This is a genomic window from candidate division WOR-3 bacterium (assembly GCA_039802005.1).
Taxonomy (GTDB): Bacteria; Hydrothermota; Tepidihabitantia; order SM23-42; family JAOAFX01; genus JAOAFX01.
Genome location: JBDRVV010000001.1, coordinates 1 through 24,833, shown reverse-complemented (window position 1 = coordinate 24,833; position 24,833 = coordinate 1). Strand labels below are relative to the sequence as shown.

The 24,833-nt window shown below is 39.2% G+C and carries 26 protein-coding genes; 15 read left to right on the top strand and 11 right to left on the bottom strand.

What is annotated here, in order from left to right:
* Positions 1–63 precede the first annotated feature (63 nt).
* The 7 genes from ABIL69_00130 to ABIL69_00100 all read right to left on the bottom strand — a co-directional run bounded on the left by ABIL69_00130 (position 64) and on the right by ABIL69_00100 (position 8,471).
* Complete coding sequence (locus ABIL69_00130; protein MEO0122402.1) at positions 64–1,962, bottom strand: transketolase; 1,899 nt, start codon at positions 1,960–1,962, stop codon at positions 64–66.
* Positions 1,959–3,437 (bottom strand): Rne/Rng family ribonuclease, encoded by a 1,479-nt coding sequence (locus ABIL69_00125; GenBank protein MEO0122401.1) that lies wholly within the window; start codon positions 3,435–3,437, stop codon positions 1,959–1,961. Before ABIL69_00125 ends, ABIL69_00130 begins: the two co-directional genes overlap by 4 nt.
* Positions 3,434–5,848, bottom strand: a complete 2,415-nt coding sequence (locus ABIL69_00120) for a TIGR03960 family B12-binding radical SAM protein (protein ID MEO0122400.1) — start codon at positions 5,846–5,848, stop codon at positions 3,434–3,436. The genes ABIL69_00125 and ABIL69_00120 overlap by 4 nt, the downstream gene beginning before the upstream one ends.
* 63 nt (positions 5,849–5,911) lie before the next feature.
* Positions 5,912–6,445, bottom strand: a complete 534-nt coding sequence (locus ABIL69_00115; protein MEO0122399.1) for a 2-oxoacid:acceptor oxidoreductase family protein — start codon at positions 6,443–6,445, stop codon at positions 5,912–5,914.
* Positions 6,442–7,191, bottom strand: a complete 750-nt coding sequence (locus ABIL69_00110; GenBank protein MEO0122398.1) for a thiamine pyrophosphate-dependent enzyme — start codon at positions 7,189–7,191, stop codon at positions 6,442–6,444. Before ABIL69_00110 ends, ABIL69_00115 begins: the two co-directional genes overlap by 4 nt.
* Positions 7,188–8,252, bottom strand: coding sequence for a 3-methyl-2-oxobutanoate dehydrogenase subunit VorB (vorB, locus tag ABIL69_00105; GenBank protein ID MEO0122397.1), 1,065 nt, complete (start codon positions 8,250–8,252; stop codon positions 7,188–7,190). Before vorB ends, ABIL69_00110 begins: the two co-directional genes overlap by 4 nt.
* Before the next feature lie 9 nt (positions 8,253–8,261).
* Positions 8,262–8,471, bottom strand: coding sequence for a 4Fe-4S dicluster domain-containing protein (locus tag ABIL69_00100; GenBank protein ID MEO0122396.1), 210 nt, complete (start codon positions 8,469–8,471; stop codon positions 8,262–8,264).
* Between the two features lie 269 nt (positions 8,472–8,740).
* On the opposite strand from ABIL69_00100, the gene ABIL69_00095 reads away from it, so the two are divergent.
* Positions 8,741–9,088 carry a VOC family protein gene (locus tag ABIL69_00095; GenBank protein MEO0122395.1) on the top strand — a complete coding sequence of 116 codons (348 nt, stop codon included), beginning with the start codon at positions 8,741–8,743 and terminating at the stop codon, positions 9,086–9,088.
* A 65-nt stretch (positions 9,089–9,153) separates the two neighbouring features.
* Positions 9,154–9,426, top strand: coding sequence for an HU family DNA-binding protein (locus ABIL69_00090; protein MEO0122394.1), 273 nt, complete (start codon positions 9,154–9,156; stop codon positions 9,424–9,426).
* 50 nt (positions 9,427–9,476) lie between these two features.
* On the opposite strand, the gene ABIL69_00085 is transcribed toward ABIL69_00090, so the two are convergent.
* The 3 genes from ABIL69_00085 to rpmB are packed head-to-tail and all read right to left on the bottom strand — an operon-like array spanning position 9,477 to position 11,373.
* Positions 9,477–10,418, bottom strand: a complete 942-nt coding sequence (locus ABIL69_00085) for a UbiA family prenyltransferase (protein MEO0122393.1) — start codon at positions 10,416–10,418, stop codon at positions 9,477–9,479.
* Positions 10,419–10,425: 7 nt separating this feature from the next.
* On the bottom strand, positions 10,426–11,169 hold the full coding sequence (locus ABIL69_00080) for a ZIP family metal transporter (protein MEO0122392.1): 744 nt from the start codon (positions 11,167–11,169) through the stop codon (positions 10,426–10,428).
* A gap of 15 nt (positions 11,170–11,184) precedes the next feature.
* Positions 11,185–11,373, bottom strand: coding sequence for a 50S ribosomal protein L28 (rpmB, locus tag ABIL69_00075; protein MEO0122391.1), 189 nt, complete (start codon positions 11,371–11,373; stop codon positions 11,185–11,187).
* 93 nt (positions 11,374–11,466) lie between these two features.
* Here rpmB and atpB point away from each other — a divergent pair, with 93 nt between their 5' ends.
* From atpB to ABIL69_00010, 13 genes are all read left to right on the top strand, one after another.
* Entirely contained in the window at positions 11,467–12,282 is an 816-nt protein-coding gene (gene atpB / locus ABIL69_00070; protein MEO0122390.1) for a F0F1 ATP synthase subunit A, read from the top strand.
* A gap of 67 nt (positions 12,283–12,349) precedes the next feature.
* Positions 12,350–12,577, top strand: coding sequence for an ATP synthase F0 subunit C (gene atpE / locus ABIL69_00065; GenBank protein MEO0122389.1), 228 nt, complete (start codon positions 12,350–12,352; stop codon positions 12,575–12,577).
* Between the two features lie 5 nt (positions 12,578–12,582).
* Positions 12,583–13,107 carry a F0F1 ATP synthase subunit B gene (atpF, locus tag ABIL69_00060; protein MEO0122388.1) on the top strand — a complete coding sequence of 175 codons (525 nt, stop codon included), beginning with the start codon at positions 12,583–12,585 and terminating at the stop codon, positions 13,105–13,107.
* Between the two features lie 31 nt (positions 13,108–13,138).
* Positions 13,139–13,633 carry an ATP synthase F1 subunit delta gene (gene atpH / locus ABIL69_00055; GenBank protein ID MEO0122387.1) on the top strand — a complete coding sequence of 165 codons (495 nt, stop codon included), beginning with the start codon at positions 13,139–13,141 and terminating at the stop codon, positions 13,631–13,633.
* A 3-nt stretch (positions 13,634–13,636) separates the two neighbouring features.
* On the top strand, positions 13,637–15,148 hold the full coding sequence (gene atpA, locus ABIL69_00050) for a F0F1 ATP synthase subunit alpha (protein ID MEO0122386.1): 1,512 nt from the start codon (positions 13,637–13,639) through the stop codon (positions 15,146–15,148).
* 41 nt (positions 15,149–15,189) lie between these two features.
* Positions 15,190–16,050 carry an ATP synthase F1 subunit gamma gene (atpG, locus tag ABIL69_00045; GenBank protein MEO0122385.1) on the top strand — a complete coding sequence of 287 codons (861 nt, stop codon included), beginning with the start codon at positions 15,190–15,192 and terminating at the stop codon, positions 16,048–16,050.
* 66 nt (positions 16,051–16,116) lie between these two features.
* On the top strand, positions 16,117–16,506 hold the full coding sequence (locus ABIL69_00040; protein MEO0122384.1) for an endonuclease domain-containing protein: 390 nt from the start codon (positions 16,117–16,119) through the stop codon (positions 16,504–16,506).
* A 20-nt stretch (positions 16,507–16,526) separates the two neighbouring features.
* Positions 16,527–17,885, top strand: coding sequence for a F0F1 ATP synthase subunit beta (gene atpD, locus ABIL69_00035; protein ID MEO0122383.1), 1,359 nt, complete (start codon positions 16,527–16,529; stop codon positions 17,883–17,885).
* A gap of 76 nt (positions 17,886–17,961) precedes the next feature.
* The gene (locus ABIL69_00030; protein ID MEO0122382.1) at positions 17,962–18,372 is read left to right on the top strand and encodes a F0F1 ATP synthase subunit epsilon; all 411 of its coding nucleotides are present in this window, start codon (positions 17,962–17,964) and stop codon (positions 18,370–18,372) included.
* An 86-nt stretch (positions 18,373–18,458) separates the two neighbouring features.
* Positions 18,459–21,077 carry a calcium-translocating P-type ATPase, PMCA-type gene (locus ABIL69_00025; protein ID MEO0122381.1) on the top strand — a complete coding sequence of 873 codons (2,619 nt, stop codon included), beginning with the start codon at positions 18,459–18,461 and terminating at the stop codon, positions 21,075–21,077.
* A gap of 119 nt (positions 21,078–21,196) precedes the next feature.
* The gene (locus ABIL69_00020) at positions 21,197–22,147 is read left to right on the top strand and encodes an FAD:protein FMN transferase (GenBank protein ID MEO0122380.1); all 951 of its coding nucleotides are present in this window, start codon (positions 21,197–21,199) and stop codon (positions 22,145–22,147) included.
* A complete protein-coding gene (gene amrS, locus ABIL69_00015) occupies positions 22,144–23,127 on the top strand; it encodes an AmmeMemoRadiSam system radical SAM enzyme (GenBank protein MEO0122379.1) in 984 nt (327 codons plus the stop codon). Before ABIL69_00020 ends, amrS begins: the two co-directional genes overlap by 4 nt.
* An 83-nt stretch (positions 23,128–23,210) precedes the next feature.
* Entirely contained in the window at positions 23,211–23,474 is a 264-nt protein-coding gene (locus ABIL69_00010) for a hypothetical protein (protein ID MEO0122378.1), read from the top strand.
* Between the two features lie 10 nt (positions 23,475–23,484).
* Here ABIL69_00010 and ABIL69_00005 read toward each other — a convergent pair.
* Positions 23,485–24,833, bottom strand: a 1,349-nt coding sequence (locus tag ABIL69_00005; GenBank protein ID MEO0122377.1) for a NosD domain-containing protein, incomplete at its 5' end; no start/stop codon positions are given.

The following is a 24,833-nucleotide window of genomic DNA, read 5'->3' as shown; positions in this document are numbered from 1 at the left end:
AATATTGAAAAATAGCAAACAATGATCTTTTTTTAAACTATGTTAAAAAACTTTGCATTTGTTTTACAAAACTTCTTTTATCTTTTTTGCAAGACTCTGGCTATCCAGTCGGTATTTTTTGTATAATGCATCAGGTTCATCTGAACCACCATATTGCTCAATACCCATTTTGACAAATTTAGTATTTAAGTTCTCCTCAGCGAGGACCTGGGCGATGAGGCTGCCCAACCCGGAGTGGATGATGTGGTCTTCATAGGTGATTATTAAGCCTGTTTTTGCTGCTTCTTTTATGAACTCTGGCTTAATCGCAAATGGTGAAGAAATGTTATATATCTTTATCTTGATTCCATGGTTGTTTAATTCTTCATATGCCTCAATTGCCTTTGATAACATTGCACCCATTGTAAATACTGCGCAGGCATCACCATTCCTTATCAAATCAATCTTCCCATATTCAAATCTATAATCCTCATCAAATAATATTTTACCGCTGGTATCTTTTATTATCGGCAGTTTTGTCCGACCCACGCCAATGACCCAGTTTCCAGGTTGATTTAAAACATAACGGACTATATGGTCGGTCTGATTTGGATCCGCAGGAATTAAGACTTTAAATCCAAAAAGATTTCTTAAGAGCCCGAGGTAATCAATACAATGATGGGTTTTGCCATCCGGTCCAACGTTATATCCCAAATGCGTCGCGAAGATCTTTAAATTTGTATGGTTAATATCATTCAGTCTAAGTTGATTGTAAACCTCATCGATTGCGAATACACCAAAATCTGCCCAGATAGTTACTATTCCATTTATTGATAAAGCACCGGAAATTGTGGCAGTTGTATGTTCGCTCACACCGGCTTCAAAGAAATTTTCCGGCCGGATTTTGGCAAATTTATTTGTCTTCACCGAGTCCATAAGGTCGCAGTCAAATACCGCAATCGTGTTGGCAGGATTTAATTTTGCAGTTTCCTCAAGAACATCTCCAAATACTACCCTTGGGTCGGTAGTATCTTTATATATTCTTGGTTTGCCTAACTTGAGCTCGGGCTGGGCAATCTCTATTCTTTTATACGATTTTATCTTTTTGTTTTCCCTTTTTAATAAAAGTTCTATATCATCTTCTATGTCTAATTCTTTCAAGGCTTTTTTGCATTCTTCTCGTGTGAGTGCCTGACCATGATATTTCGCATTGTTTTCCATAAATGATACACCTTTACCAATTGTGGTTTCACAAATTATTACATATGGACTTGAACGGTCAGAGATTGCCTTTTTTACTGCCTCAAAAATCTCTTTGTGATTATGCCCTGAAACTTCAATAAACTTCCAGCCGTCGGCAAGGTAATTCTCTTTAATATTGACCGGCATTATATCTTCTACCCGACCTGAGATCTGGAAATGATTGTAATCAATTAAAACCGTGATATCGGTTAAATTGAATTTCTTCGCAAAACGTCTTGCCTCGCTGACCTGCCCTTTTGCCTGTTCCGCATCACTCATCACCACAAATGTATGATAATCTAAATTTTTTAATTTTGCCGCAAGGGCAAAGCCACAACCCGCAGACAAACCCTGCCCTAAATTGCCGGTTGTCCATTCAACACCAGGGATATGTCTTTCAATATGCCCTTCAAAAAGACTATGTATTTTCCTGAAACCCAAGAGCAGTTCTTCAAGGTCAATAAATCCTAACCTTGCGAGGGCTGAATATAAACCTGGTGATGTATGGCCATGGCTAACAACCACTCTATCCCGTTGTGGGGAATCGTAATTTTCCGGTGTGATATTAGCAAAATAAAGCAGCGTAAGATAGATATCAATCGACGACATAGACCCGCCGGGATGACCAGAACCAGCAATCGTCGTCATCTTTAAAATATCGCCCCTGCAGAGTCGGGAAAGTTCTTTTAATTCTTTCCAGACCTGTTCATTTATTTCACTGAAAAAATTAATTTTTTTCATACCACCGACACCTTAAAGTCATCTTCAGCAATTGTATAATCTGGTTTTATTTTTAAAATGAGATTACAATCCTTGGAGAATTTTGCCAGAATATCAGAACCGCGGGTGGTGAGAAAATCTGCAATACGTGGTGAGACCTGTAATTCAACAATCTTATTCTTAATAGACCTTGCATTATTAAAGAACCAGCGTTCAATATCACTTATCACACTCATCTTTGAAATAATCCTGCCCCTGCCTTTACATACCGGGCAGACTTCGCTCAATGAATAGGTAAGACTCGTTCGCGAACGTTCCCTTGTAAACTGGAATAAGCCAAATTCGCTCACCTCACCAATCCGGTAACGGGCACGGTCGCTGCGTATCAATGATTTAAACTCGCGCACAACTTTATCTATGCTCTCTCTTTTTTCCATATCAATGAGATCAACCACGACGAGTCCACCAATATCGCGCAAACGTAGCTGCCTTGCAATTTCTTTTATTGCCTCAAGGTTTGTTGAAAGTGCAAGTCTCTCTGCCTGCTTTTCCCTTGAGGATTTACCGGTATTCACATCTATTGCCAGGAATGCCTCAGTATGGTCAAGGACAATGTATCCGCCACTCGGTAGCCATACCTTTCTTTCAAAGATTGTCTTCAACTGTTCTTCAATACCAAATTTAAAAAATAGTGGCTCCGGGTCTTTGTACAATTTTACCCTCGAACGCATCCGTGGAGATACATTGCTTAGATACTGGATTATCTCACGATATTTTAATTCATTATCAACATAAAGATTTCTTACTTCCTGATTAAAAAGGTCGCGGACAATCTTTATCAATGTACTCGGTTCTGCATAGATCAATCTCGGTGCGGGTTCTTCAGCTGTTTTCAAACTTTTTTCCCAGAGCGATTTTAAATACTGGACCTCCTGCTGAATCTCTTCGGGACGGGCAGTCGCGGCTGCGGTTCTGATAATCAATCCCATTCCCTGTGGTTTTATCTCTTTAGCAAGGCGTGCGAGTTGTTCCCTTTCATGACGATGATGAATTTTCCTTGATACACCAATATTTTTAGCATTTAAAAGCAACACCACATACCTGCCCGGGATTGAAATATAAGAGGTGACACGAGGACCTTTTACTCCATAGGAATCTTTTGTGATCTGAACGATTATCTCTTGGTTTTCCTTTAATTTAACACCTTCGGTTTTTACTTCTTCTTCAATCTCAATATCCTCACTTTCAAACAATTCAGAAAATTCTTTAAATGGAATCTCATCAAGGGGCAGAAAGCCATTCTTCTCCATACCAATATCAACAAATGCTGCTTTTAATCCGGTCATAAGATTAAGGACCCTTGCCTTATATATGTTTCCTACAAGGCTGATCTGGTCAGGACGGTCCACATGGAACTCAATTAAAACATCGTTTTCCAAAACGGCAATCCTCGTTTCAGTCGTCGCAACACTTACAAATATATCTTTCCTTGTCATTTTACCTCCATTGGCGAATACAGCAGTCCACCTTTTTTTATAAACATCAATGTCCTTGTAACTTTGTATTTCTTTACCTCTTCTATCGGTAAATCGGTGAGATATGAAAGAAGTTCGTATATGTTTACATATTTTTCACCGTAATACAGTCCACAGGTTAAAATATTTTCATTATACGAGATTGATTCTATTGATTCTGATATATTTTTAACTTTTGATTTTGAACTGATATACACAGGTTGATTTTTAAGATTCTCAAGGGGCTTACGGATTTCGCTCAATAATATAGAAACTTCATAGTAGATTAAATTAATTGAACTTGATAAGGACGGTGTATTAGGAGAGATACCACGAACATCAAGAATCCTTATACCCGGCGGAAATCGTGTATTCAATTCACGGGAAATATTGCCAAAATATTCTCCTTCAAGGTAGAAATCAAAATAATCTGATTTAGAAATCTGTCCTACATTCTTTGGTGGACCAAATGAAACTTTTGGAATTGGTGAGAATCCCGAGGTGAAATTTAAAGGGAGGTCTGTTCTTCTAAGTGCGCGATAAATAGTTCTCGTTATATCAAGATGTGATGCATAACGAAAATTCTCACCGATGGAATATTTTACACGATATAGAGAACGCTGTAGCATTCTCTTTGGATATCTACCATAACTGAGATACTTCTCTTCGCCCTTAGAAAATTTTGCAATAGCACCATTGCAGGCGCCACAATTACTACAACTTTCATAATAACAATTTGGAGTTACTTCTCCTTTCTGTGCCCGTTCATATTCAGAATGCAGAAATTCCTTTTTTACACCGATATCAATGAAATCCCATGGGTGGTCTTCACCACCGTTCAGGTACTTTGTTGGATCAATTCCAATTTTATCAAAGGCATTTTTCCATTTATCAAAATTAAAGAATTCACGCCATTCTTCAAATCGTGCGCCATTATTATAAACCTCTTCAATGACGGGAAAAAGTTTTTCATCCGCCCTTGATAGTAATGCTTCAATAAATGATACTTCCGGTGCCTGATAGTTTAAATCAATCCGATTTTTTTTCAATCTTTTGACTATTCCAATCCGTTCATTTAATTCATCTATTGGAATAAAAGGCACAGATTCAAATGGGGTATGGGGCTTTGGAACAAATGCGGATAAAGAAAGTTTTATGCTACCCTTTGGACATACCTTGAGAATCTCATTTACTAACCTTTTTATCTCATTGACATCTTCTTCTTTCTCAAATGGCAGACCAACCATAAAGTATAATTTGACCTGGCGCCAGCCCTGTTCATAGGCTATCCTGACTGCATTCATTAAATGTTCCTCAGAGAATGGTTTATTAATTTTTGTTCTTAATCTTTCAGAACCTGCCTCCGGTGCGAATGTCAAACCGGTCTTTTTTATTTCCTTTAACAAATAAGCAATCTCTTCAGTAAATAATTCACCACGCATTGCTGGTAATGATACACTGATATTCTTTTTTTTCAACAGTTCATTAAGTTTCCTGATAAGATTGGGAAGATTGGGATAATCAAGAATAGAAAATGATAAAAGAGAAACTTCTTCCCACCCGGTCTCTCTTATCCCTTTATCAACTGCCTTTATTATTGCTGATTCCGACCTTATCCTCAAGGGACGATTTGTGTATCCTGCCTGACAGAATCTACAACCATAGGTGCAACCCCTCATTACTTCTATTGCCAGGCGGTCGTGGGTAATATCACATATTGGAAGGATTGCTGGAGAAGGAATAGTTTCTTCAGCGAGCTCATTTGCAACTATTTTTTTTATTCTCTTTTCTTTTTTATGAATTTGAGGAACCCATATTCCTTCAATATCTGCCAATGCCTTTATTCTCTGGTTTTTCTTCTCTTTTGGAATGTTGATTAAAATCTCGCTTATTTTTTTTACTATATTTTCACCATCACCAATCACAAAGGCATCAAACACCGGGCTCATTGGCACAGGATTTAAAGTGCAGGGTCCGCCCGCAATCAATATAGGATAATTATGGTCTCGGTCGGTAGATTTATAGGGGATCTGCGCAATATCCAGGACATATAGCACATTTGTGTAATTCAACTCACTCTGGAGTGAAAATCCTAAAAGATCAAATGTATGTATCGGTTTTTTTGTCTCAAGACTATAAAGAGATTGATTGTGTTGCTTTAACCAATCACCGAAATCAGGCCAGGGTGCAAATATTCGCTCACACTGGATTGAAGGATATTGATTAAACATATGATAGATAATCTTTATTCCGAGGTTTGACATTCCAATTTCATAGACTTCCGGAAATACTATGCCAATATAGACGGTGGGATTGTTTTTAATGGTAATATTTAGTTCTCCACCCGTATATCTGACAGGGCGTTTTACAAGCGGTAATATCTCATCTAACATATTTTAAGAACACCAATCAACTGCAAAGTTTTAAATTTTTAGAAGAACCTATTAAAAAATTTTTTACAGTAATTCGTAACCCTTTTCAAGCGCACGGTCATTTAGGACAAGCTGCTCTTCGCTTGCACGACCAAACCTTTTGCGCTGTGCCTTCTTCATTGACTCAATGCTCACTATTTTTGTCTTTTTTATAACCGCGCCCAGCATCACCATATTTGCAATTCTGCCCTGTCCGAGTTCTTCAGCAACTTTATTTGCCTCTATGGGAATTACCTCAATATCATTTCTTGTAGGACGAGATTTGATTAGGGTCTGATTGAAAAATAGAATTCCGTTCGGTTTAACTAATGGTTCAAATTTTAAAAGCGATGGTTCATTCATTATTATGACAATATCGGGATTGACCACTACCGGTGAAGCAATCTTTTCATCAGACACCACTACCTGGCAATTTGCTGTGCCACCGCGCATTTCCGCCCCATAAGAAGGGAAGAATGTGACATTTAAATCTTCTAATAGCCCAGCATAGGCAAGTATTATGCCTGATGATACAATGCCCTGGCCACCAAATCCGGCGATGATGAATTCTTTTGTCACTTTACCTCCTTTGCCCGATTGCGGAATTCACCCATTGGATAATACTTTGCCATTACTTCAGCAATCCATTTCTTTGCCTGAATTGGTGTAACACCCCAACCTGTGGGACACATAGAAAGAACCTCAATAAGGGAGAATCCTTTATTATCAAGTTGATACTGGAATGCAGTCTTTATTGCCTTTTTTGTCTTTATGATATTCTTCGGTGTATCAACCGCAACTCGTTCAAGATAATATGGACCATCAAGCCCATTTAGAAGTTCACATACCCTTATGGGATAACCCTGTTTTACCACATCCCTTCCTTTTACTGAAGTCGTTGACCTCATACCCGGTAAGGTTGTCGGTGCGAGCTGTCCACCAGTCATACCATAAATTGCATTATTGATAAAGATTATCGTTATATTTTCATTTCTTGCTGCAGCATGAATCGTTTCGGCAGTTCCAATTGCGGCAAGGTCACCATCACCCTGATATGAAAAGACAAAGCAATCAGGTCTTGCTCTTTTTATCCCGGTCGCTACTGCCGGTGCCCTGCCATGGGGAACCTGTATCATATCGCAGTTGAAATACTCATCGGCAAATACCGAACAACCGACAGGTGCAATACCGATCGCCTTTTCCCTGATATTCATTTCAACAAGCAGTTCACCAATTATACGATGGACAATCCCGTGGCCACAACCAGGGCAATAGCGTTGTTTTATCTCAGTCAAGCCTGAAGGTCTACCAAATAGTAGTTTCATTTCTTACCCCTTATTTCAACAATCTTATTATAGACCTCCTGGGCATTTGGTAATCCCCCACCAGGATGGCCTATGAAATGGACCTTTGAACGCCCTTCAATTGCCAGTTTCACATCTTCAATCATCTGACCAAGACTCATTTCAATAACGAGGAAATTTTCAATTCTTTTTGATAGTTCACTTATTATATCTGCAGGAAATGGCCAAAGTGTAATTGGTCTTAATAAACCAACCTTTATACCCTTTTCTCTTGCAATCCTCAAGCCTGCCTCAGCAACACGGGATGAAGTTCCATAAGCAACTATAATTATTTCAGCGTCGTCAATTTTAATTCCTTCATACCTCTGCTCATTTTTGATAATCGTTTGATATTTTTCCCATCTACGCCAGTTCCATTCCTCAAGTTTACCCGGTCTCAAATCATAAGAGCGTATCACCCTTCTTTCTCTTCCCTTACAACCAGTAAGCCACCAATCCTGTTCGGGCAACGATTTCGGGTCAACGGGTTCCCCTTTTATCTCCACCGGTTCCATCATCTGTCCGAGTAAACCATCAGCAAGGAGCAATGCCGGATTTCTATATTTTTCCGCAAGTTCAAAGGCAAGTTTCGGAAATTCAAAGAGTTCCTGGACAGAATTCGGGGCAAGGACTATTGTATGATAATCTCCATGACCACCACTTTTTACTGACTGAAAATAATCGGATTGAGCAGGTGCGATATTTCCTAACCCGGGCCCGCCGCGCACAATATTCGCAACAAGGACCGGCACATCAGCACCCGCAATATAAGAAAGCCCTTCCTGCATTAAACTTATTCCAGGAGAACTGGATGAAGTCATTGCCCTTGCACCTGCGGATGCTGCACCAAAAAGCATATTTATTGCGGCAAGCTCACTTTCGGTCTGGAGGAATACACCACCCACCTCGTTCATCCTTATTGACATATACTCGGGAACTTCATTCTGCGGGGTTATTGGGTAACCTGCAAAAAATCTGCAACCCGCATATATCACCCCTTCAACCAGTGCATGATTTCCATACATTAATTCTTTTTCAGCCATAATATCTCCTTATTTGTAAACCTCAATCGCTGGTTCTGGACAGGTCATATAACAGTATCCGCAGCCAATACATTTTGACATATCAGTCACCTCTGCAGGGTGATAACCGCTTGAATTGATACGGTCAGGTGCAAGCCTTAATATATTTGCCGGGCATACACTATCGCAGCAAAGACCGCATCCCTTACAAACTTCTTCCAAAATCTTGACTTCAGGCATCAAACCTCCTTAATGTTATTAAATATAGGGCATATCCATTTATTAATAGGAAATGCCTTTGCGGATTTATTTATTTTGAGAGAATAAATAAAAATTTTCTCTCGGAATTTGCTAAAGCCAAATCTAATCAAAATTATCGCTGCCTTTCTGCTAATGGAGATATTATATTGAAAAATTGCCCAAAGTCAAGAACTACCAGGAATATGATTACTTAGAAAAAAATCAAAGTGCCGGTCTTGATTTTTGCCTTGAATTAAATATAATATGCTATGTCAGGCATTATCTTTTTTAAGACAAAGAATTTAACCAAAATTAAGGATTTTTATACAAAAATGATTGGTATGGAAATCTGGCTGGAACAGGCAGATTGTTCAATACTCAAACATGGAAATTTGTTGCTTGGTTTCTGCCAGCGTGAGGAAGTTGATACTCAGGGAATAATCACATTTTTCTATGAGAATACGGACCAGGTTTATGAAATGTATAAAAAATTCCGGCTTGAGGCACTGGCGGAGCCAATGGTGAATGAAAAATATAAAATTTACCACTTTTTTATCAAAGACCCAGAAGGTAGGTTGGTCGAATTCCAGAGTTTTTTAGAACCCGTTAAAATATAATTTTGATGCTTGACAAAGCGGGAAATATAAGTATAATTTAGCATCTAAAAGAGGAGGTGTTTAAAATGACCAAGGCACAACTTATAGATGCCATTGCCAAAAAGGCAAATATTAGTAAAAAAGCAGCGGGCGTAGCGTTAGATACATTTGTTGACACAGTCACTGCTGCGCTCAAGAAGGGTGATAGAATAACGCTCGTGGGATTCGGTACATTCATGGTGGCAAAGAGAAAAGCGCGTACGGCAAAGAATCCCCAAACAGGAGAAATGATTAAGGTTCCAGCAAAGCGCGTTCCGAAATTCAAGGCAGGACGTGAGCTAAAGAAGGCTGTAAAGTAATTCAAATATCCAATAAAAAGGGGATTGGTTTTACCAATCCCCTTTATTTTTTATCCCTGATTCAAGGTAGGATAATCCATATTGAATCGCTTTTTGTAATATATTTTCATTCCTATCATAACGACTAATAAAAATGGAATGTATCCTGGATATATAACGCAGGTGATTGCGGTAAATATGAGCCCTGGCAATCTGAAAGATAAAATGGTGAACTTGCGATTTACTCTTTTATATATAAAATAATAAAAGGTTAAATAGGTAAATAAAGGAAGCGCAATTGCAGAAGGAATCAGGCAGATTATATCCCTGTTTATTATTGAAAATAAAACACCCAATAAAATGAGGCTTGAAGAAATGATATAAGATAGTTTTTCACCCAGAAAGACAGATGTTGTAATCTCACCCGATTCTCTATCTCCTTTAATATCAACAATTGTTGTATTTATAAAGACTGCACAGATACTAAAAAAATAGGGTAAAAATATTAAAAAAGCCTGCCATTCAAAATCCTTTTGCATTAACCAGCCGGCAATAAAGTTCAGCATACCATAGCCAAATCCATTACTCAGGGTATCAAGAATAGGCTTTCCTTTTAATTTTATCGGAGGCAAGGAATAAAAAACACCGAGTAGTAATGACCCTAACATTACCAAAAAAAATGACAAACCAAAATACCATGAGAGAAACAATGAAATACCCCACAACATAAACATCTCAATGTATGCATGCTGCACAGGTATAAAATTTTCTGAGAGTAAAAATAGTTTTTTATTTATTCTATCGGTTTCAATATCTGTGATTTGATTTAAAATATATACGCCACCCATTAATATACCGTAGATAAATAGCCCCAGCAGTGTTTTATGGGTAAAAATACTTTTTCCATAGGCAGTGTAATTTCCAATGAGAAAGAAATCAAAAACCGGAATTAAAATGAGTGGTCTGAGGATGAAAAAATAATCAAAAATATTTATCTTTTTATCTTGATTCAATGTAGATTTATTCCAAGATTATCAAGAGTGCCATTATGCCAACACCGCAAGCCATTGCAATCAACTGGATAAAAGACATCCTCGGGGTCTCACATCCCTGTAGTTCAGGAATCAGGTCAGAACCTGCGATATAGATAAATCCACCTGCAGTCAAGGGTAAAAGGACGATTGAATAATTCTTTACAGCAGGACCGAGAATTAGAGAGATCACACCGCCAAAGACGGCAGTGAGTGCTGATAGAAAATTTAGTATCAGTGCATTCTTTATGCTCAAACCACCATGGAGGAAGACGCCGAAATCGCCAATTTCCTGTGGAATTTCATGCATAATAACGGCTATTGTAGTTGCAAAACCTATTGGAATGCTTACGGAATAACTTGCTCCTATAATCATCCCATCTATTAAATTATGAACCAGATCGCCTACGAGATTCAGTGTCACCATGGGATGGGGATGTTCTTTTGAAGTTGGTATATGGCAGTGGCGCCAGCGCACAAATTTTTCCAAAACAAAAAATATAAAGATCCCTGCTATTGTAAGCAGGGAAGCGTTTAGGGTATTTTCAATCTGTTCAAATGCCTCGGGCAGCAGGTGAATAATGGCGTCTCCGAATAAAGAACCTGCTGCAAAACTTACCAGCAACAAAAGGATTTTGTTTAATTTCTCAGGTTTTATTGATAAGAATAGTACGCCGATAAGAGAAATCAAACTTACCAAAGCAACACTGACCAGGGTATAGGCAACGACCATAATTCATTATTTATATTAAACCTTGGTCACTTTTCCGGCACTTAAACAGTCGGTACAAACCAGCACCCTTTTAATCTTGCCGTCTATTTTTATCCTTACCCTTTGAAGATTAACATTGAACCTTCTCTTTGAGACATTATGGGCATGGCTGATCTTTGAACCGACCTGTGCCTTTTTCCCGCATATTGAACATTCTCTCGCCATTCTTCGCTCCTTTCACAAATCAATTATAAGTAATTTTTATGCACTGTCAATACTGACTTGATTTTTTTCAAAAATTGGATATAATTTATTTCTATGCAAAATATTCATATATCAATCGCAGCTGAGGAGTTATTTAGAATAGGTCCTTTACCGGTAACAAATTCTTTACTCGTCACCTATCTCACAATTCTCTTATTTATTATCATTATAGCGCTGATAAGGGCGAAAAAGAATATCATCCCCGTGGGAATTCAGAATGTTGTTGAATATATTATGGAATATTTTTACAATCTCGTTTGCGAGGTATTCGGTAGCGAAGAAAAGGGTAGAAAATTTTTTCCACTGGTGATGACTATATTCCTATTCGTTTTGATAATAAACTGGTTTGGACTTTTACCAGGTGTTGGTTCTATCGGGATTTACCGGGAAAGGCCGGCTCATGCAGAGCAGGTTGAACACAAAGACAATACAGTTGAGGAATCCCATGCTCCCGAGATAAAAGAGCATAAGGAATTCGTGCCTCTATTTAGAGGCGCTTCCGCAGACCTCAATACGACCCTTGCACTGGCATTGATATCGGTGATATTTACTCAGATTTACAGCATACAGATTCTCGGTTTTAAAGGATTCTTAAAGCGGTTCATAAAATTAAAAAATCCGATAATGTTCTTCGTTGGGATATTGGAATTGATTGCGGAAATTGCGAAAATAATTTCATTTTCTTTCCGTCTTTTTGGAAATATCTTTGCGGGTGAAGTGCTTTTAACCGTGATGTTATTTTTATTGCCTTTAGCTATTCCAGTACCTTTTCTTGCCCTTGAAATATTCGTTGGGATAATACAGGCAATAATATTTTCATTTTTGACTTTATTTTTTATAAAAATTGCAACTACTGAAGAGGAACATTGAGACCCCCACCTTTATCCTCCCCCTTCTAAGGGGGAGGGAATAGGAGGGGGTGAAAGGAGGATATATTATGGAACCAGCAACAATGAAAACAATTGCTGCAGCACTGGCAATTGGACTTGGTGCATTAGGACCTGGTCTGGGAATTGGATTTATTGGTGCAAAGGCTACGGAAGCCGCGGGTCGTAATCCTGAGGCGACCGGTAAGATACAGACATTATTCATTCTTGCGCTCGCATTTGCTGAGGCAATTGCAATCTATGCCCTGGTTGTGGCATTGATAATCAAATTCTTATAATAATTATGGAAGCCCTTACCAAACTCGGCATAAATCCATTGTTACTCATTGCCCAGATTTTGAATTTCTTGATTCTATTGTGGATTTTGAATAGATTTCTCTATAAACCGATTTTAAAACTCTTCAAAGACCGTTCCAGCAAAATAGAAGATGGCATAAAAACTGCAGAGAATTTGAAAAAACAGGCTGCGGAGGCTGAAGAAAGGCATCGCCAGTTGATTGAAGAGGCAAAGAAAGAGGCGCATCGTATAATAGAACAGGCGACAAAATTGGGTGATGAGGAAAAAAAGAAAATTATTGAGATGGCGAATGAAGAGTCGCGGAAGATTGTGGAAAGAACGATGCAAGAGATCAAATCGGAAAAGCAGAATATTATGGCAGAAATAAAGAAAGAAGTGGGCGAAATGGTTGTTACACTCAGTGCGGATTTAATAAGGAAGAAACTGGATGAGAAATCTCAGCGGGCATTGATTGAAGAGGCAATCAAAGAAGTGGAGAAGGAACTTGAGAAGGCAGCGTCAAGAGGATAATCCACCAATCCGCCCAACAGATGGGCGGAAAGTGGCGGACGGACTGCAAGATAAAGATATGGAAAAGATACTTTCTGAACTGGAACTTGTAGATTCCTCTTTCCGTTCTTCGCCCAAACTGCGCGGTTATCTTGAAAATCCAAGGATTACTTTCGTAGAGAAACAAAAGACCTTAAGAGATCTTTTCAAAGATTATATCAGTGCCCAGACCTATGAATTTGTCTTCTTGCTCCTCCGCTGCAATGCATTGTCAAGTTTGAGTGAGATATTAAGGAATTACAAACGAACAAGGGTTGATACCGGTGTCTTAGAGATTGAAGTGAAGACTGCGGTTCCTCTGACAGATGAAGAAAAAGATATGCTGTATACAAAATTTTCTGAGAAATTAAAGAAGCCAGTGAGTATAAAAAATATCATTGACCCGGATATAATTGGTGGGGTTGTTATCAAGAGTGGAGATATAATGATTGATGCAAGTTTGAAATCAAGGATTGCAGAATTGCTGAAAAACTTAAAACAGGGATAGGTTATGAGTCAGGATATAAAGACAAAATTATTAAAAGAATTAAAGAAAGATTTATTTGAATTTGAAAAGAAGATAAAGGTAGAAAGGGTGGGCACGGTCATTGAAATTGGAGATGGTGTTGCCCACATTAATGGACTTCAGGACTGTTTTGCCTCAGAGATGCTTGAATTTCCCAATGGTATATATGGTGTTGCACTGAATCTACTTGAAGACCGTATCGGTGCAATTGTTCTGGGTGATTATGAGAAAATTAAAGAAGGTGATGTAGTAAAAGGAACCGGTAGAATTCTTGAAGTCGGTGTTGGAGAAAACCTTGTCGGTCGTGTTATAAATCCACTCTGTGAACCACTTGATGGAAAAGGACCGGTGAAACCAACAACTTACTATCCTGTAGAAAAGATTGCTCCAAGGGTGATACAGCGTGAGGGTGTAAATACACCCCTGCAGACAGGTATCAAGGCAATTGATAGTATGATTCCGATTGGAAGGGGACAGCGGGAATTGATAATCGGTGACCGGCAGACGGGTAAGACTGCAATTGTGATTGATACGATACTCAATCAGAAAGAAGAAAATGTAATTTGTATATATGTATCAATCGGTCAAAAAGAATCTAAACTGGCAAGGATTGTTTCCGAACTGGAAAGATATGGGGCAATGGATTGGACAATTGTTGTTGGTGCCTGTTCTTCAGACCCGGCATCTCTCTGGTATATTGCACCTTATGCGGGTTGTGCGATGGGTGAATATTTTATGGACAAGGGAAAGGATGCCCTTGTCATATATGATGACCTTTCAAAACATGCCTGGGCATATCGTCAGATTTCTTTATTATTGAGAAGACCGCCAGGTAGAGAAGCATATCCTGGTGATATATTTTACCTGCATTCAAGACTTTTAGAGAGGGCAGCAAAATTGAATAAAGAACACGGTGGTGGTTCTCTCACTGCGTTACCCATAATTGAAACCCAGGCAGGTGATATAACTTCATACATTCCAACAAATGTTATCTCAATCACTGATGGTCAGATTTATCTTGAGCCAGAATTATTCTATCAGGGCATTAGACCGGCAATCAATGTTGGACTTTCTGTATCAAGGGTGGGTTCAAGTGCCCAGATAAAAGCAATGAAAAAGGTTGCGGGTAAATTGAGGCTTGACCTTGCCCAGTATCGCGAAATGGCTGCGTTTGCTGAGTTTGCAAGTGACCTTGATGAGGCAACCCGTAAACAATTGACCCGTGGTAAGGTAATGACTGAGATTTTGAAGCAGGGACAATATGTCCCAATGTCAGTTGAAAAACAGGTTATGATAATCTACGCTGGAATTTCCGGCATGCTTGATGATATTCCGATTGATAAGATAAAGAAATTTGAGGATGAATTTTTAAGATATATGGATACCTCTTATCCTGATATTGGCAGAAAGATAAAGGAAACCAAAGACCTTGATGAAGAGACCGAGAAAAAGCTTGGTCAGGCAATACAGGAATTTAAAAGTTTGTTTCTTAAGTGATGAATATCCATAACGATTTTGTTCAAGTGTAGCGAGGAGTAATGGCTTCGGTCCGTGATATAAAAAGACACATTAAGTCCGTAGGCAATATAAAAAAGATCACAAAGACTATGCAGATGGTTGCCGGTGCAAAGATGACAAAGACATTGTCAACCCTTCTTGCCTCAAGACCCTATGCCCAGCTTGCCTGGAATCTTTTGTTAAATCTTGCACCAAAGACCGAGCGCGAACTCCATCCATTATTACAAAAAAGGGATATTAAAAATACCCTGATTGTCCTTATCACTTCAGACCGAGGGCTATGCGGTGCATTTAATATGAATCTAATCATGGAAACAATGAAATTAATTAAAGATAAAGAAACTTCTTATATCCTCGCGGTCGGCAGGAAAGGAAGGGATTTTTTTATCCGCCGTGGATATAAAGTCATTGCTGAATTCACGGGTCTTGGTGCACCGGTTCCATTCATCAGCATTACACCAATCTCTCAAATAATTATTGATGAATTTATAAAAGGCAATGTTGACGAAGTAAAACTTGTATACAGCGATTATGTATCAAATGTTGTCCAACGTCCTACAGTTTTACAATTATTGCCGTTTCAACAAGAACAACCAGAGGAGCCTTTTCTTGCCCAGTTCATTTATGAACCTTCTCCTAAGGAAGTTATTGATACCCTGCTTGTAAGGATAATTGAATACAAGATATATGCGGCAGTCCTTGAATCACAGGCATCGGAATTTTCCGCAAGAATGATGGCAATGAAAAATGCAACGGAGAATGCTGAAAATCTAATTCAAAGTCTTACCCTTTCTTATAATAAAGCCCGACAGGAAGGTATTACCAAAGAATTGACTGAACTTTCTACAACCAAGGCAGTTATTGAAAGTTTGGGGAAATAGAATGAAATCTTACAATATTATTATTTCCTCCCTCTTGATGGGGGAGGAAAAAGGTGGGAGTGAATAATGAAGTTCACTCCAGATAAGAAAAGTTTTGTGCGTCGGCTCAGAGAAAATATGACAGATGCAGAGAGGAAACTTTGGTATGCGATTAGAAAAAAACAACTGGGTGTAAAATTCAGGAGGCAACAATTAATAGGAAATTATATTGTTGATTTTGTGTGTTTTGAGAAAAAATTGGTTATTGAAATTGATGGCGGCGGGCATTTTGAAAGTGGAACAGATAAGATAAGGGATAAATGGTTTCAAGGACAAGGTTACAGGGTATTAAGGTTTTGGAACAATGAGGTATTGAGAAATACCAATGGGGTGATGCAAGCAATAATGAGAGAATTATCACCCTCCCCTTTGTCCCCTCCCATCAAGGGAGGGGAATTAGAAAATTATTGTGATTAGAGTTAGGAGGTTAAGAGTTTATGAATAAAGGAAGAGTTTTACAGGTAATGGGACCTGTTATAGATGTTGAGTTTACTGAGAAATTACCAGAGATTTATGGCGCCCTGAAATTATCATTAAAAGAGGGCGACCTGATTCTTGAAGTTCAACAACACCTTGGATACAATGTTGTAAGAACGGTTGCAATGGGACCGACAGATGGAGTGGCACGTGGCATGGAGGTCATTGATTTAGGCGAACCAATCACTGTTCCAGTGGGACCGGAAACACTTGGCAGGTTGTTTAATGTCCTTGGTGAACCGATTGATGAAAAAGGTCCGGTTGAGGGCAAACTGCGCAGGCCGGTCCATTGCAAGCCACCTGCCTTTAAGGAACAGTCCACAAAAGTTGAGATTCTTGAAACAGGAATAAAGGTTATAGATTTGATCGCACCGATAATGAAGGGTGGAAAGGTTGGACTATTCGGTGGCGCAGGTGTTGGAAAGACTGTGGTCGTTATGGAATTGATCAGGAATATTGCGATTGAGCATGGAGGGGTGTCAGTATTTGCCGGAATTGGTGAAAGAACGCGTGAAGGAAATGATTTATATACAGAAATGAACCGCTCGGGCGTTATCAATAAAACCGTTCTGGTCTTCGGTCAGATGAATGAACCGCCCGGGGTAAGGGCAAGGGTTGGTTTGACTGCTTTATCAATGGCTGAGTATTTCAGGGATGTAGAACACAAAGATGTATTATTATTCATTGATAATATCTATCGTTTCACTATGGCGGGTTCAGAGGTTTCAGCACTCCTGGGCAGGATTCCATCCGCAGTCGGTTATCAACCAACACTCGCTACAGAAATGGGTGAATTACAGGAGCGTATTACTTCTACAAAGCATGGCTCAATCACATCAGTCCAGGCAGTATACGTCCCAGCAGATGACTTAACCGATCCGGCACCGGCAACGACATTCGGACATCTTGATTCTACAATTGTCTTATCAAGACCTATCGCAGAATTGGGCATCTATCCCGCAGTAGACCCGCTTGACTCAACATCTACAATCCTTGACCCGCGATTTGTTGGTGAAGAGCATTATAATGTAGCAAGAGGGGTGCAGAAGGTATTACAGAGATATAAAGACTTACAGGATGTGATTGCAATTCTTGGTTTTGAAGAACTATCTGAAGAAGATAAACTGACCGTGACCCGGGCAAGAAAGATTCAAAAGTTTTTGTCCCAGCCATTCTTTGTTGCCGAGACATTTACCGGCAGACCAGGACAATATGTACCATTAAAGGAAACGATAAAGGCATTCAAGGCGATTCTTGAAGGTGCGTGTGATGAACTACCCGAGCAGAATCTCTATATGTGTGGGGGCTTATCATTGTGAGCCAAAATGTAGCGGTGCGATTTATCGCACAAAACGAAAATAAAAACATTTCCTCGGTTTTGGTAACTGCTCAAAAATGAAGTTTAGATTAGAGATTGTTACCCCTGAACGACTTGTCTATTCAGAAGATATTGATGTGCTCACCGTTCCAACAATTCAGGGTGAGATAAGTATCCTTGCAAAACATGTTCCCCTGGTTAGTATTATCAGCCCGGGTGAGATAAAGATAAAAAAGGACAATGAGACTGAATTTATGGCAATAACCGGTGGATTTGTCCAGGTTTTGCCCCACAAGGTGATTATCCTTGCTGATGCCGCGGAGCGCGCAGAAGAGATTGATCTTGAAAGGGCGATGAAAGCAAGGGAGAGGGCACAAAAATTAATGGAAGAAAAAAGAGGGGACAAAATTACCCATGCTGAGGCAATGGCGGCATTCCAGCGCGCCCTGGTGAGGATAAAGGTCGGGCAGAGGAAGAGAAAGAAGTAAGTATCATACATTTTTACTCCGCGAAGAACTGCTTTGCAAAATTACTTTCCTTGACACCAATCAAAAAATAGATATTATTTCCCTTAATGGAAAAGGAATACTGGCATACATTATCCATAGATGCAATCTTTGAATCCCTCAAGACCAGTGCTGAAGGATTAAACTCAGAAGAAGCACGCTCGCGTCTTGAAAGATTCGGTCCGAATGAAATAAAAGAGGCAAAAAAGAAGACCCCTTTTGAGATGCTCCTTGATCAGTTCAAGGATTTTATGATTTTGATTCTTATTGCGGCAGCAATAATCTCAGGGATTGTTGGTGAACCGATAGATACGATTGCGATAATTGTTATTGTGATTCTCAATGGCATTATCGGATTTATCCAGGAATATCGTGCAGAAAAGGCGATTGAGGCACTGAAGAAAATGGCGCAGGCAAATATCAATGTCCGCAGAAATAATATTGTTTATACAATTCCAGTGTCTGAAGTTGTCCCCGGTGATATTGTCCTTCTTGAGGCGGGGAATATTGTTCCTGCAGATATGCGCTTGATTGAAGTTGCCCAGTTAAAGATTGATGAGGCACCGCTGACCGGTGAGTCTATTGCAGTGGAAAAATTCACAAAAGAACTCCATGACCCGACAATTCCAATTGGTGATAGAAAAAATATGGCATATAAGGGAACGATTGTTACATATGGCAGGGGCGCGGGTGTGGCTGTTGCAACCGGAATGGAGACAGAGCTCGGTAAGATTGCGACAATGATACAGGAAGAAGAAGGGGTAAAGACACCATTACAAAGAAGGCTCACTGCATTTGGTAAATGGCTAACGGTTATCTTTCTTGTCGTATGTGGGATTGTCTTTGTTTTTGGAATTCTCCGCGGGGAGCCAATAACTTTGATGTTTTTAACTGCAGTCAGTCTTGCTGTTGCAGCAATACCTGAGGCATTACCAGCAGTGGTTACGATCGCCCTTGCATTGGGCGCAAAGAAAATGGTAAAAGAGAATGCATTGATGCGCAAATTATCCGCAGTTGAGACACTCGGTTCAGTGACTTATATATGTTCTGATAAAACTGGAACCCTTACTCAAAACAAAATGATTGTGCGGGAGATTTTTATTAATAACAAAATTATAAGAGACGAAGAATTTACTAATTATGCAGAAAAAAATCCTGAATTCTTTCTTGCCCTTGCCTTGAGCAATGATGCACAATACGATAAAGACGGTAAGATAATTGGCGACCCAACCGAAACCGCACTTTGTGTCGCCGCCTATGAATCAGGATATGATAAACGTGAGTTGATAAAAAAACATCCAAGGATTGCTGAGATTCCTTTTGATTCAGATAGAAAATGTATGACCACAATCCATAAAATGGATAACGGCAAGATTGTATCATTTACCAAGGGTGCGATAGATTCGCTCCTCGAAAAGTCCATTGGATGTTTGATTAACGGTGAAATTAAAAAAGATTTTGAAATGCTTAATAAGGCAAATTTGAAGATGGCAAATGATGGATTGAGGGTGCTGGCGATTGCAATGAGGGAATGGAAAGAATTGCCGAAGAATCTACATCCGGCACATATTGAAGATAAATTAGTCATTCTGGGACTTGTGGGTATGATTGACCCGCCAAGATTAGAAGTTAAGGATGCAATCCAGCAGTGCAAGACTGCAGGTATAATTCCGGTGATGATCACAGGTGACCATCCAATTACTGCCCGCTCCATTGCATATCAACTCGGAATTATGGGTGATGATGCGCAGGCTGTGATCACAGGTAAAGAACTTGATGCATTGTCACTTGAAGAGTTTGAAAAGAAAGTAGAGCATATCAGGGTTTATGCCCGGGTTGCCCCGGAACAGAAATTAAAGATTGTCCGTGCATTGCAGGATAAAGGGCAGTATGTCGCGATGACCGGGGATGGTGTGAATGATGCGCCGGCATTAAAAAGGGCAGACATTGGTGTGGCAATGGGGATAATGGGGACCGAGGTATCAAAAGAGGCATCTCATATGATACTCCTTGATGATAACTTCGCAACGATAGTGAAGGCGGTAAGGGAAGGAAGGAGGATATTTGATAATATCCGCAAGTTTATAAAATATCTTATGACCAGCAATTCAGGAGAGATTTATACACTATTCTTTCCGCCTTTTTTAGGTCTCCCTTTGCCACTTTTACCAATTCATTTATTGTGGATAAATCTTGTTACTGATGGTGCGCCAGCACTTGCCTTGAGTGTAGAACCTGAAGAGAAATATATTATGCAAAGACCACCCAGGGCACCCCAGGAAAGTCTTTTTGCCCATGGACTTGGTTTTCATATAATATGGGTTGGTTTATTAATGGGTATAATTACTATTTTTACTCAATACTGGGCAATTCATATCGGCGATGCCCACTGGCAGACAATGGTATTCACAGTCTTATGTTTTAACCAGATGGCACATGTCTTGGCAATCCGTTCAGAAAGAGAATCCTTATTTACTCAGGGTATTTTTTCCAATAAACCTTTATTGGGTGCGGTCCTTTTGACATTTTTGCTACAATTGTGTGTTATATACATTCCGTTTTTACAACCCATATTTAAGACCCAGGCATTGAGTCTTTCTGAATTATTATTCTGCATTGCCCTTTCAAGTATCGTATTTTTTGCTGTGGAGATAGAAAAATTGATAAAACGGTTGCGGGCAAAATAAAAGTTTAAAATATTGTAGTAGTAATTGCAAAAATCAACATTTTTTAAGCAGATTGAAAATTGTTGACTTTCGAAATTTTTTTTAATTGACTGGTTTCTATTTTCATATATAATCCGATTATGCGGATATCAAAAGTTATATCACTTATTCTTCTAACCCTGATTTTCTGCACCAGAATTGAAAAAGAATACCACTATCAGAATGTCATAGTCGGTGGTCCGTGTGAGATAAGATTTTACTGCGCAGATAAAAATAATTCCCAGAAGGTTTTGAATGAGATTGATAAAGAATTAAAATATCTTGATTCTCTATTGAATTATTTTTCACCAAAAAGTCTGGTAAGTAAAATAAATAAGGAACATCGTGTTCATATCCCACCCGATATTAAACCGATATTTTTAATGGCGGATTCGATTAGTCGGCTGACGGATGGTCTATTTGATATTTCAATTGCACCGCTCCTTGAGATATGGGGATTTTATGGTAAAGAAAAAAGAATCCCGAACCAGAAAGAAATTGAACGGGCAAAAAGATTGGTGGATTATAAAAAGATAAGATTCATTGGTGATTCCATTTTTATCCCTGATAGTATGAAGATTGACCTTGGCGGGATTGCCCAGGGTTTTGCCGCGGACCGAATGGTTGATATCTTAAGAAAATTTAATATCAAATCGGCGATTGTTAATATCGCCGGTGAGGTCTATGCGATTGGTAAATCACCCAAGAACAGACCCTGGGTCGTGGGAATAAAACATCCCCGGCAGGAAGGGGTGATTGAAAAAGTTGGACTGGTTGATTGCGCCTTGTCAACATCCGGTGATTATGAGAAATTCTTTATTGTCAATGGGGTCCGTTATGCCCATATCATAGACCCCAAGACGGGTTATCCAGCGCGGGATTTTGCTTCAGTCACCATATTTGCCGAAAATACAACCTTTGCGGATGGTATCGCCACCGCAGTATCAGTGATGAATGCAGAAAAGGGCAAAAAATTTCTTGACTCTATGGGGATTAAAGGTATAATATATTATGAAAAAGATAATCGACTGGAAAGGCTGGCAATCGAATGAAAGTTGAAGCAAGATATTACGAGGCCTTTGAAGGTTATGTCCAGTGTAAACTCTGCCCCCACCAGTGTAAGATTTTGCCGGGTAAAAAAGGAATCTGTCGGGCACGAATTAACGAAGACAATAAATTATGGGCAATTGATTATGGAGAAACGACATCCATTGCATTAGACCCGATCGAAAAGAAACCATTGTATCATTTTTATCCCGGTTCCCAGATTCTTTCCATTGCCTGTAATAGTTGTAATATGAGGTGTCCGTTCTGCCAGAACTGGGAGATTTCTCAGATTGATGTAAATACTCAATACCTTTCACCGGAAATGCTGGTGAAGATTTATAAAGAGCACCCTTCTTTGGGTGTCTCATATACGTATACCGAACCCTTGATGTGGTTTGAGTATCTCCTTGATGCCGCAAAGTTGATAAGAGATAATGGTGGAAAAAATGTGCTGGTAACGAATGGTATGATAAATGAAGAACCCCTGCGAGAACTTCTGCCACTTGTTGATGCAATGAATATTGATTTAAAGACAATCAATCCTGATATTTATAAAAAGAAATTAGGCGGTGATTTAGATACAGTAAAAAGAACGATTGAGATATCGCACCAATTCTGTCATATTGAGATAACAAATCTCATTGTGACCGGTTTGAATGATAAATCGGAGCAGATTGATGCACTCATTGATTATGTTGCGGGCGTGAATCCCGAGATTCCCTTGCATTTCTCCCGCTATTATCCAAACTACAAATATACCAAACCACCAACGCCGACAGATATTCTCTTTGATGCCTATGAAAAGGCAAGGAAAAAATTAAAATATGTATATCTCGGAAATGTGCCGGGTGAGGATGGTTCCAATACCTATTGTCCAAAATGTGGCGCACTATTGATTGAAAGAATGTATTTCAAGGCATTGATCAAAAATTTAAAAGGTTCTAATTGTGCAAAATGCGGAGAGAAGATAAATATTATTTTATGAAAAATTTTTATATCTGCATATATCCGTGTCAAAATCTGCGCTCATCTGCGTGTTTTGCCATTATGGCAAAAAGGGGGTGATTGATGGCAGCAAAGAGGAAATTACCAACAATAATATTAGGAATAATCATCGGTGGGATAATCGGCTCGGCATTATCCCATTTTCTTGGTAGTCTTTTTCCACCCGGACCGGTAAAAGGATTTTTCTTTAATGCCTTAAAGATTGGTTTTTCAACCGTCCATATAAATCTTGGATTTATCGCCCTTTCCTTCGGACTCTTTTTTAATATCACCGTCCTGACAATTGTATTTGTGTTTTTGATGATTTATTTACTATATAAACTATAGTAGGCTTTCATTACTCAATAACAATAAACTTACCACACTTTACAATTTGCCTCTTTTCAATCCTATAAAAATATAATCCTGCTGGGAGATTATTCAATTCTTTTTCCACCCTTTTCCCCAGGATGTTATAAATAGTCCATTGCACCTCAGATGGGTTCTCAAATCGGCATCCGCGCCTTAAAATTGTCGGGATAGCGAAATTCAAGTAGCCATCTATTTGCCTGCTCTCGGATACCCCGACAAGGATCTCTTTGAATCCTTCTTGAATCTGCCAGCCTGGATTATTTAATCCACGCCATTCATAGGCACCAACATCCCAGTAACTTCCATAAGGCCTGGATAAAAGATTAAAATCATGCTCCGGTGCGCCATAAGATTGTGTCCCGTTATTGAGCAATGTAGCACTGGATTTTGGATAAAGATTGATAACACCCGGTGTTGGGACTGGATTTATAAATTCCTGGCTCGGATGATTACCCAATGTTGAACCTGTGACCTGGGATTGACCATAATGCCAATTATATGCAACATAACCGGGTCCTATTCCATCCGGTGCCTGTATCGCACTCGCGGTTATGGTATCCTGATAACAGGCATTATTGATGCAGACCATTTCTCCGGTCGCAATATTCCAGTCATCAAGCCTGAGGCAGGTTGTATTGCAGTGATATATTGTATTATTACGGATATATAAATCATTCATCCCCCAGCCGCTGTAGTTTCTAACATTTATTCCATAATCACAACTGAATATGACATTATTGTCAATATTGGTCTGACCCACGGCAAAGATTCCCTCCGTTGTATTCCAGATTGCATTTCTGCGTACAATATTGTTATCACTTGCTGAACTCTGGTCAGTTTTATACAAAACAATCCCTGCCTCATCACAATTGTAAACAACATTATCCTGAATGATGTTTAAATATGTACCCCGCTTGAATTGTATCCCTTTATGGGGATGGCAATCGTGTATCCAATTCAGTTCTACAAGACAATGATGGACCGGGGATAGACCATCATGATTTCCAATATAAAGACCTTCACCAACATCAGTTATATCGTGGATATGGCAGTGCCGGATTGTGAGATAAGTGAAAGACTGTCCTGCAGGATTGGCACTTATCCCGACACCAGTGAGATCATGGATATGTAAGTTTTCCATTAAAATATGGTCGCTCGTGGTTCTGAATTTTATCCCATCAATCCCTGAACCTGCATAAGAATTTGTGATTTCAATTCCTCTAAGTTCAACATAATGACAATTATAGATATCAATAACATTATCATAGTTGACGCCATTGATAATCACACCGCTGGAATAAGGTTGTATCACAATCCAGTCATTTTCGGTTCCAT

Excerpts from the sequence above, each read along its gene's own strand:
- ABIL69_00130 (MEO0122402.1), bottom strand. The coding sequence starts at position 1,962 with ATGAAAAAAATTAATTTTTTCAGTGAAATAAATGAACAGGTCTGGAAA.
- atpE (MEO0122389.1), top strand. The coding sequence starts at position 12,350 with ATGGAACCAGCAACAATGAAAACAATTGCTGCAGCACTGGCAATTGGA.
- ABIL69_00025 (MEO0122381.1), top strand. The coding sequence starts at position 18,459 with ATGGAAAAGGAATACTGGCATACATTATCCATAGATGCAATCTTTGAA.
- vorB (MEO0122397.1), bottom strand. The coding sequence starts at position 8,252 with ATGGCTGAAAAAGAATTAATGTATGGAAATCATGCACTGGTTGAAGGG.
- atpA (MEO0122386.1), top strand. The coding sequence starts at position 13,637 with ATGAGTCAGGATATAAAGACAAAATTATTAAAAGAATTAAAGAAAGAT.
- atpG (MEO0122385.1), top strand. The coding sequence starts at position 15,190 with ATGGCTTCGGTCCGTGATATAAAAAGACACATTAAGTCCGTAGGCAAT.
- ABIL69_00020 (MEO0122380.1), top strand. The coding sequence starts at position 21,197 with ATGCGGATATCAAAAGTTATATCACTTATTCTTCTAACCCTGATTTTC.
- atpD (MEO0122383.1), top strand. The coding sequence starts at position 16,527 with ATGAATAAAGGAAGAGTTTTACAGGTAATGGGACCTGTTATAGATGTT.
- ABIL69_00090 (MEO0122394.1), top strand. The coding sequence starts at position 9,154 with ATGACCAAGGCACAACTTATAGATGCCATTGCCAAAAAGGCAAATATT.
- ABIL69_00095 (MEO0122395.1), top strand. The coding sequence starts at position 8,741 with ATGTCAGGCATTATCTTTTTTAAGACAAAGAATTTAACCAAAATTAAG.
- atpF (MEO0122388.1), top strand. The coding sequence starts at position 12,583 with ATGGAAGCCCTTACCAAACTCGGCATAAATCCATTGTTACTCATTGCC.
- ABIL69_00100 (MEO0122396.1), bottom strand. The coding sequence starts at position 8,471 with ATGCCTGAAGTCAAGATTTTGGAAGAAGTTTGTAAGGGATGCGGTCTT.
- ABIL69_00110 (MEO0122398.1), bottom strand. The coding sequence starts at position 7,191 with ATGAAACTACTATTTGGTAGACCTTCAGGCTTGACTGAGATAAAACAA.
- atpB (MEO0122390.1), top strand. The coding sequence starts at position 11,467 with ATGCAAAATATTCATATATCAATCGCAGCTGAGGAGTTATTTAGAATA.
- ABIL69_00010 (MEO0122378.1), top strand. The coding sequence starts at position 23,211 with ATGGCAGCAAAGAGGAAATTACCAACAATAATATTAGGAATAATCATC.
- ABIL69_00030 (MEO0122382.1), top strand. The coding sequence starts at position 17,962 with ATGAAGTTTAGATTAGAGATTGTTACCCCTGAACGACTTGTCTATTCA.
- ABIL69_00125 (MEO0122401.1), bottom strand. The coding sequence starts at position 3,437 with ATGACAAGGAAAGATATATTTGTAAGTGTTGCGACGACTGAAACGAGG.
- rpmB (MEO0122391.1), bottom strand. The coding sequence starts at position 11,373 with ATGGCGAGAGAATGTTCAATATGCGGGAAAAAGGCACAGGTCGGTTCA.
- ABIL69_00080 (MEO0122392.1), bottom strand. The coding sequence starts at position 11,169 with ATGGTCGTTGCCTATACCCTGGTCAGTGTTGCTTTGGTAAGTTTGATT.
- ABIL69_00040 (MEO0122384.1), top strand. The coding sequence starts at position 16,117 with ATGAAGTTCACTCCAGATAAGAAAAGTTTTGTGCGTCGGCTCAGAGAA.
- ABIL69_00120 (MEO0122400.1), bottom strand. The coding sequence starts at position 5,848 with ATGTTAGATGAGATATTACCGCTTGTAAAACGCCCTGTCAGATATACG.
- amrS (MEO0122379.1), top strand. The coding sequence starts at position 22,144 with ATGAAAGTTGAAGCAAGATATTACGAGGCCTTTGAAGGTTATGTCCAG.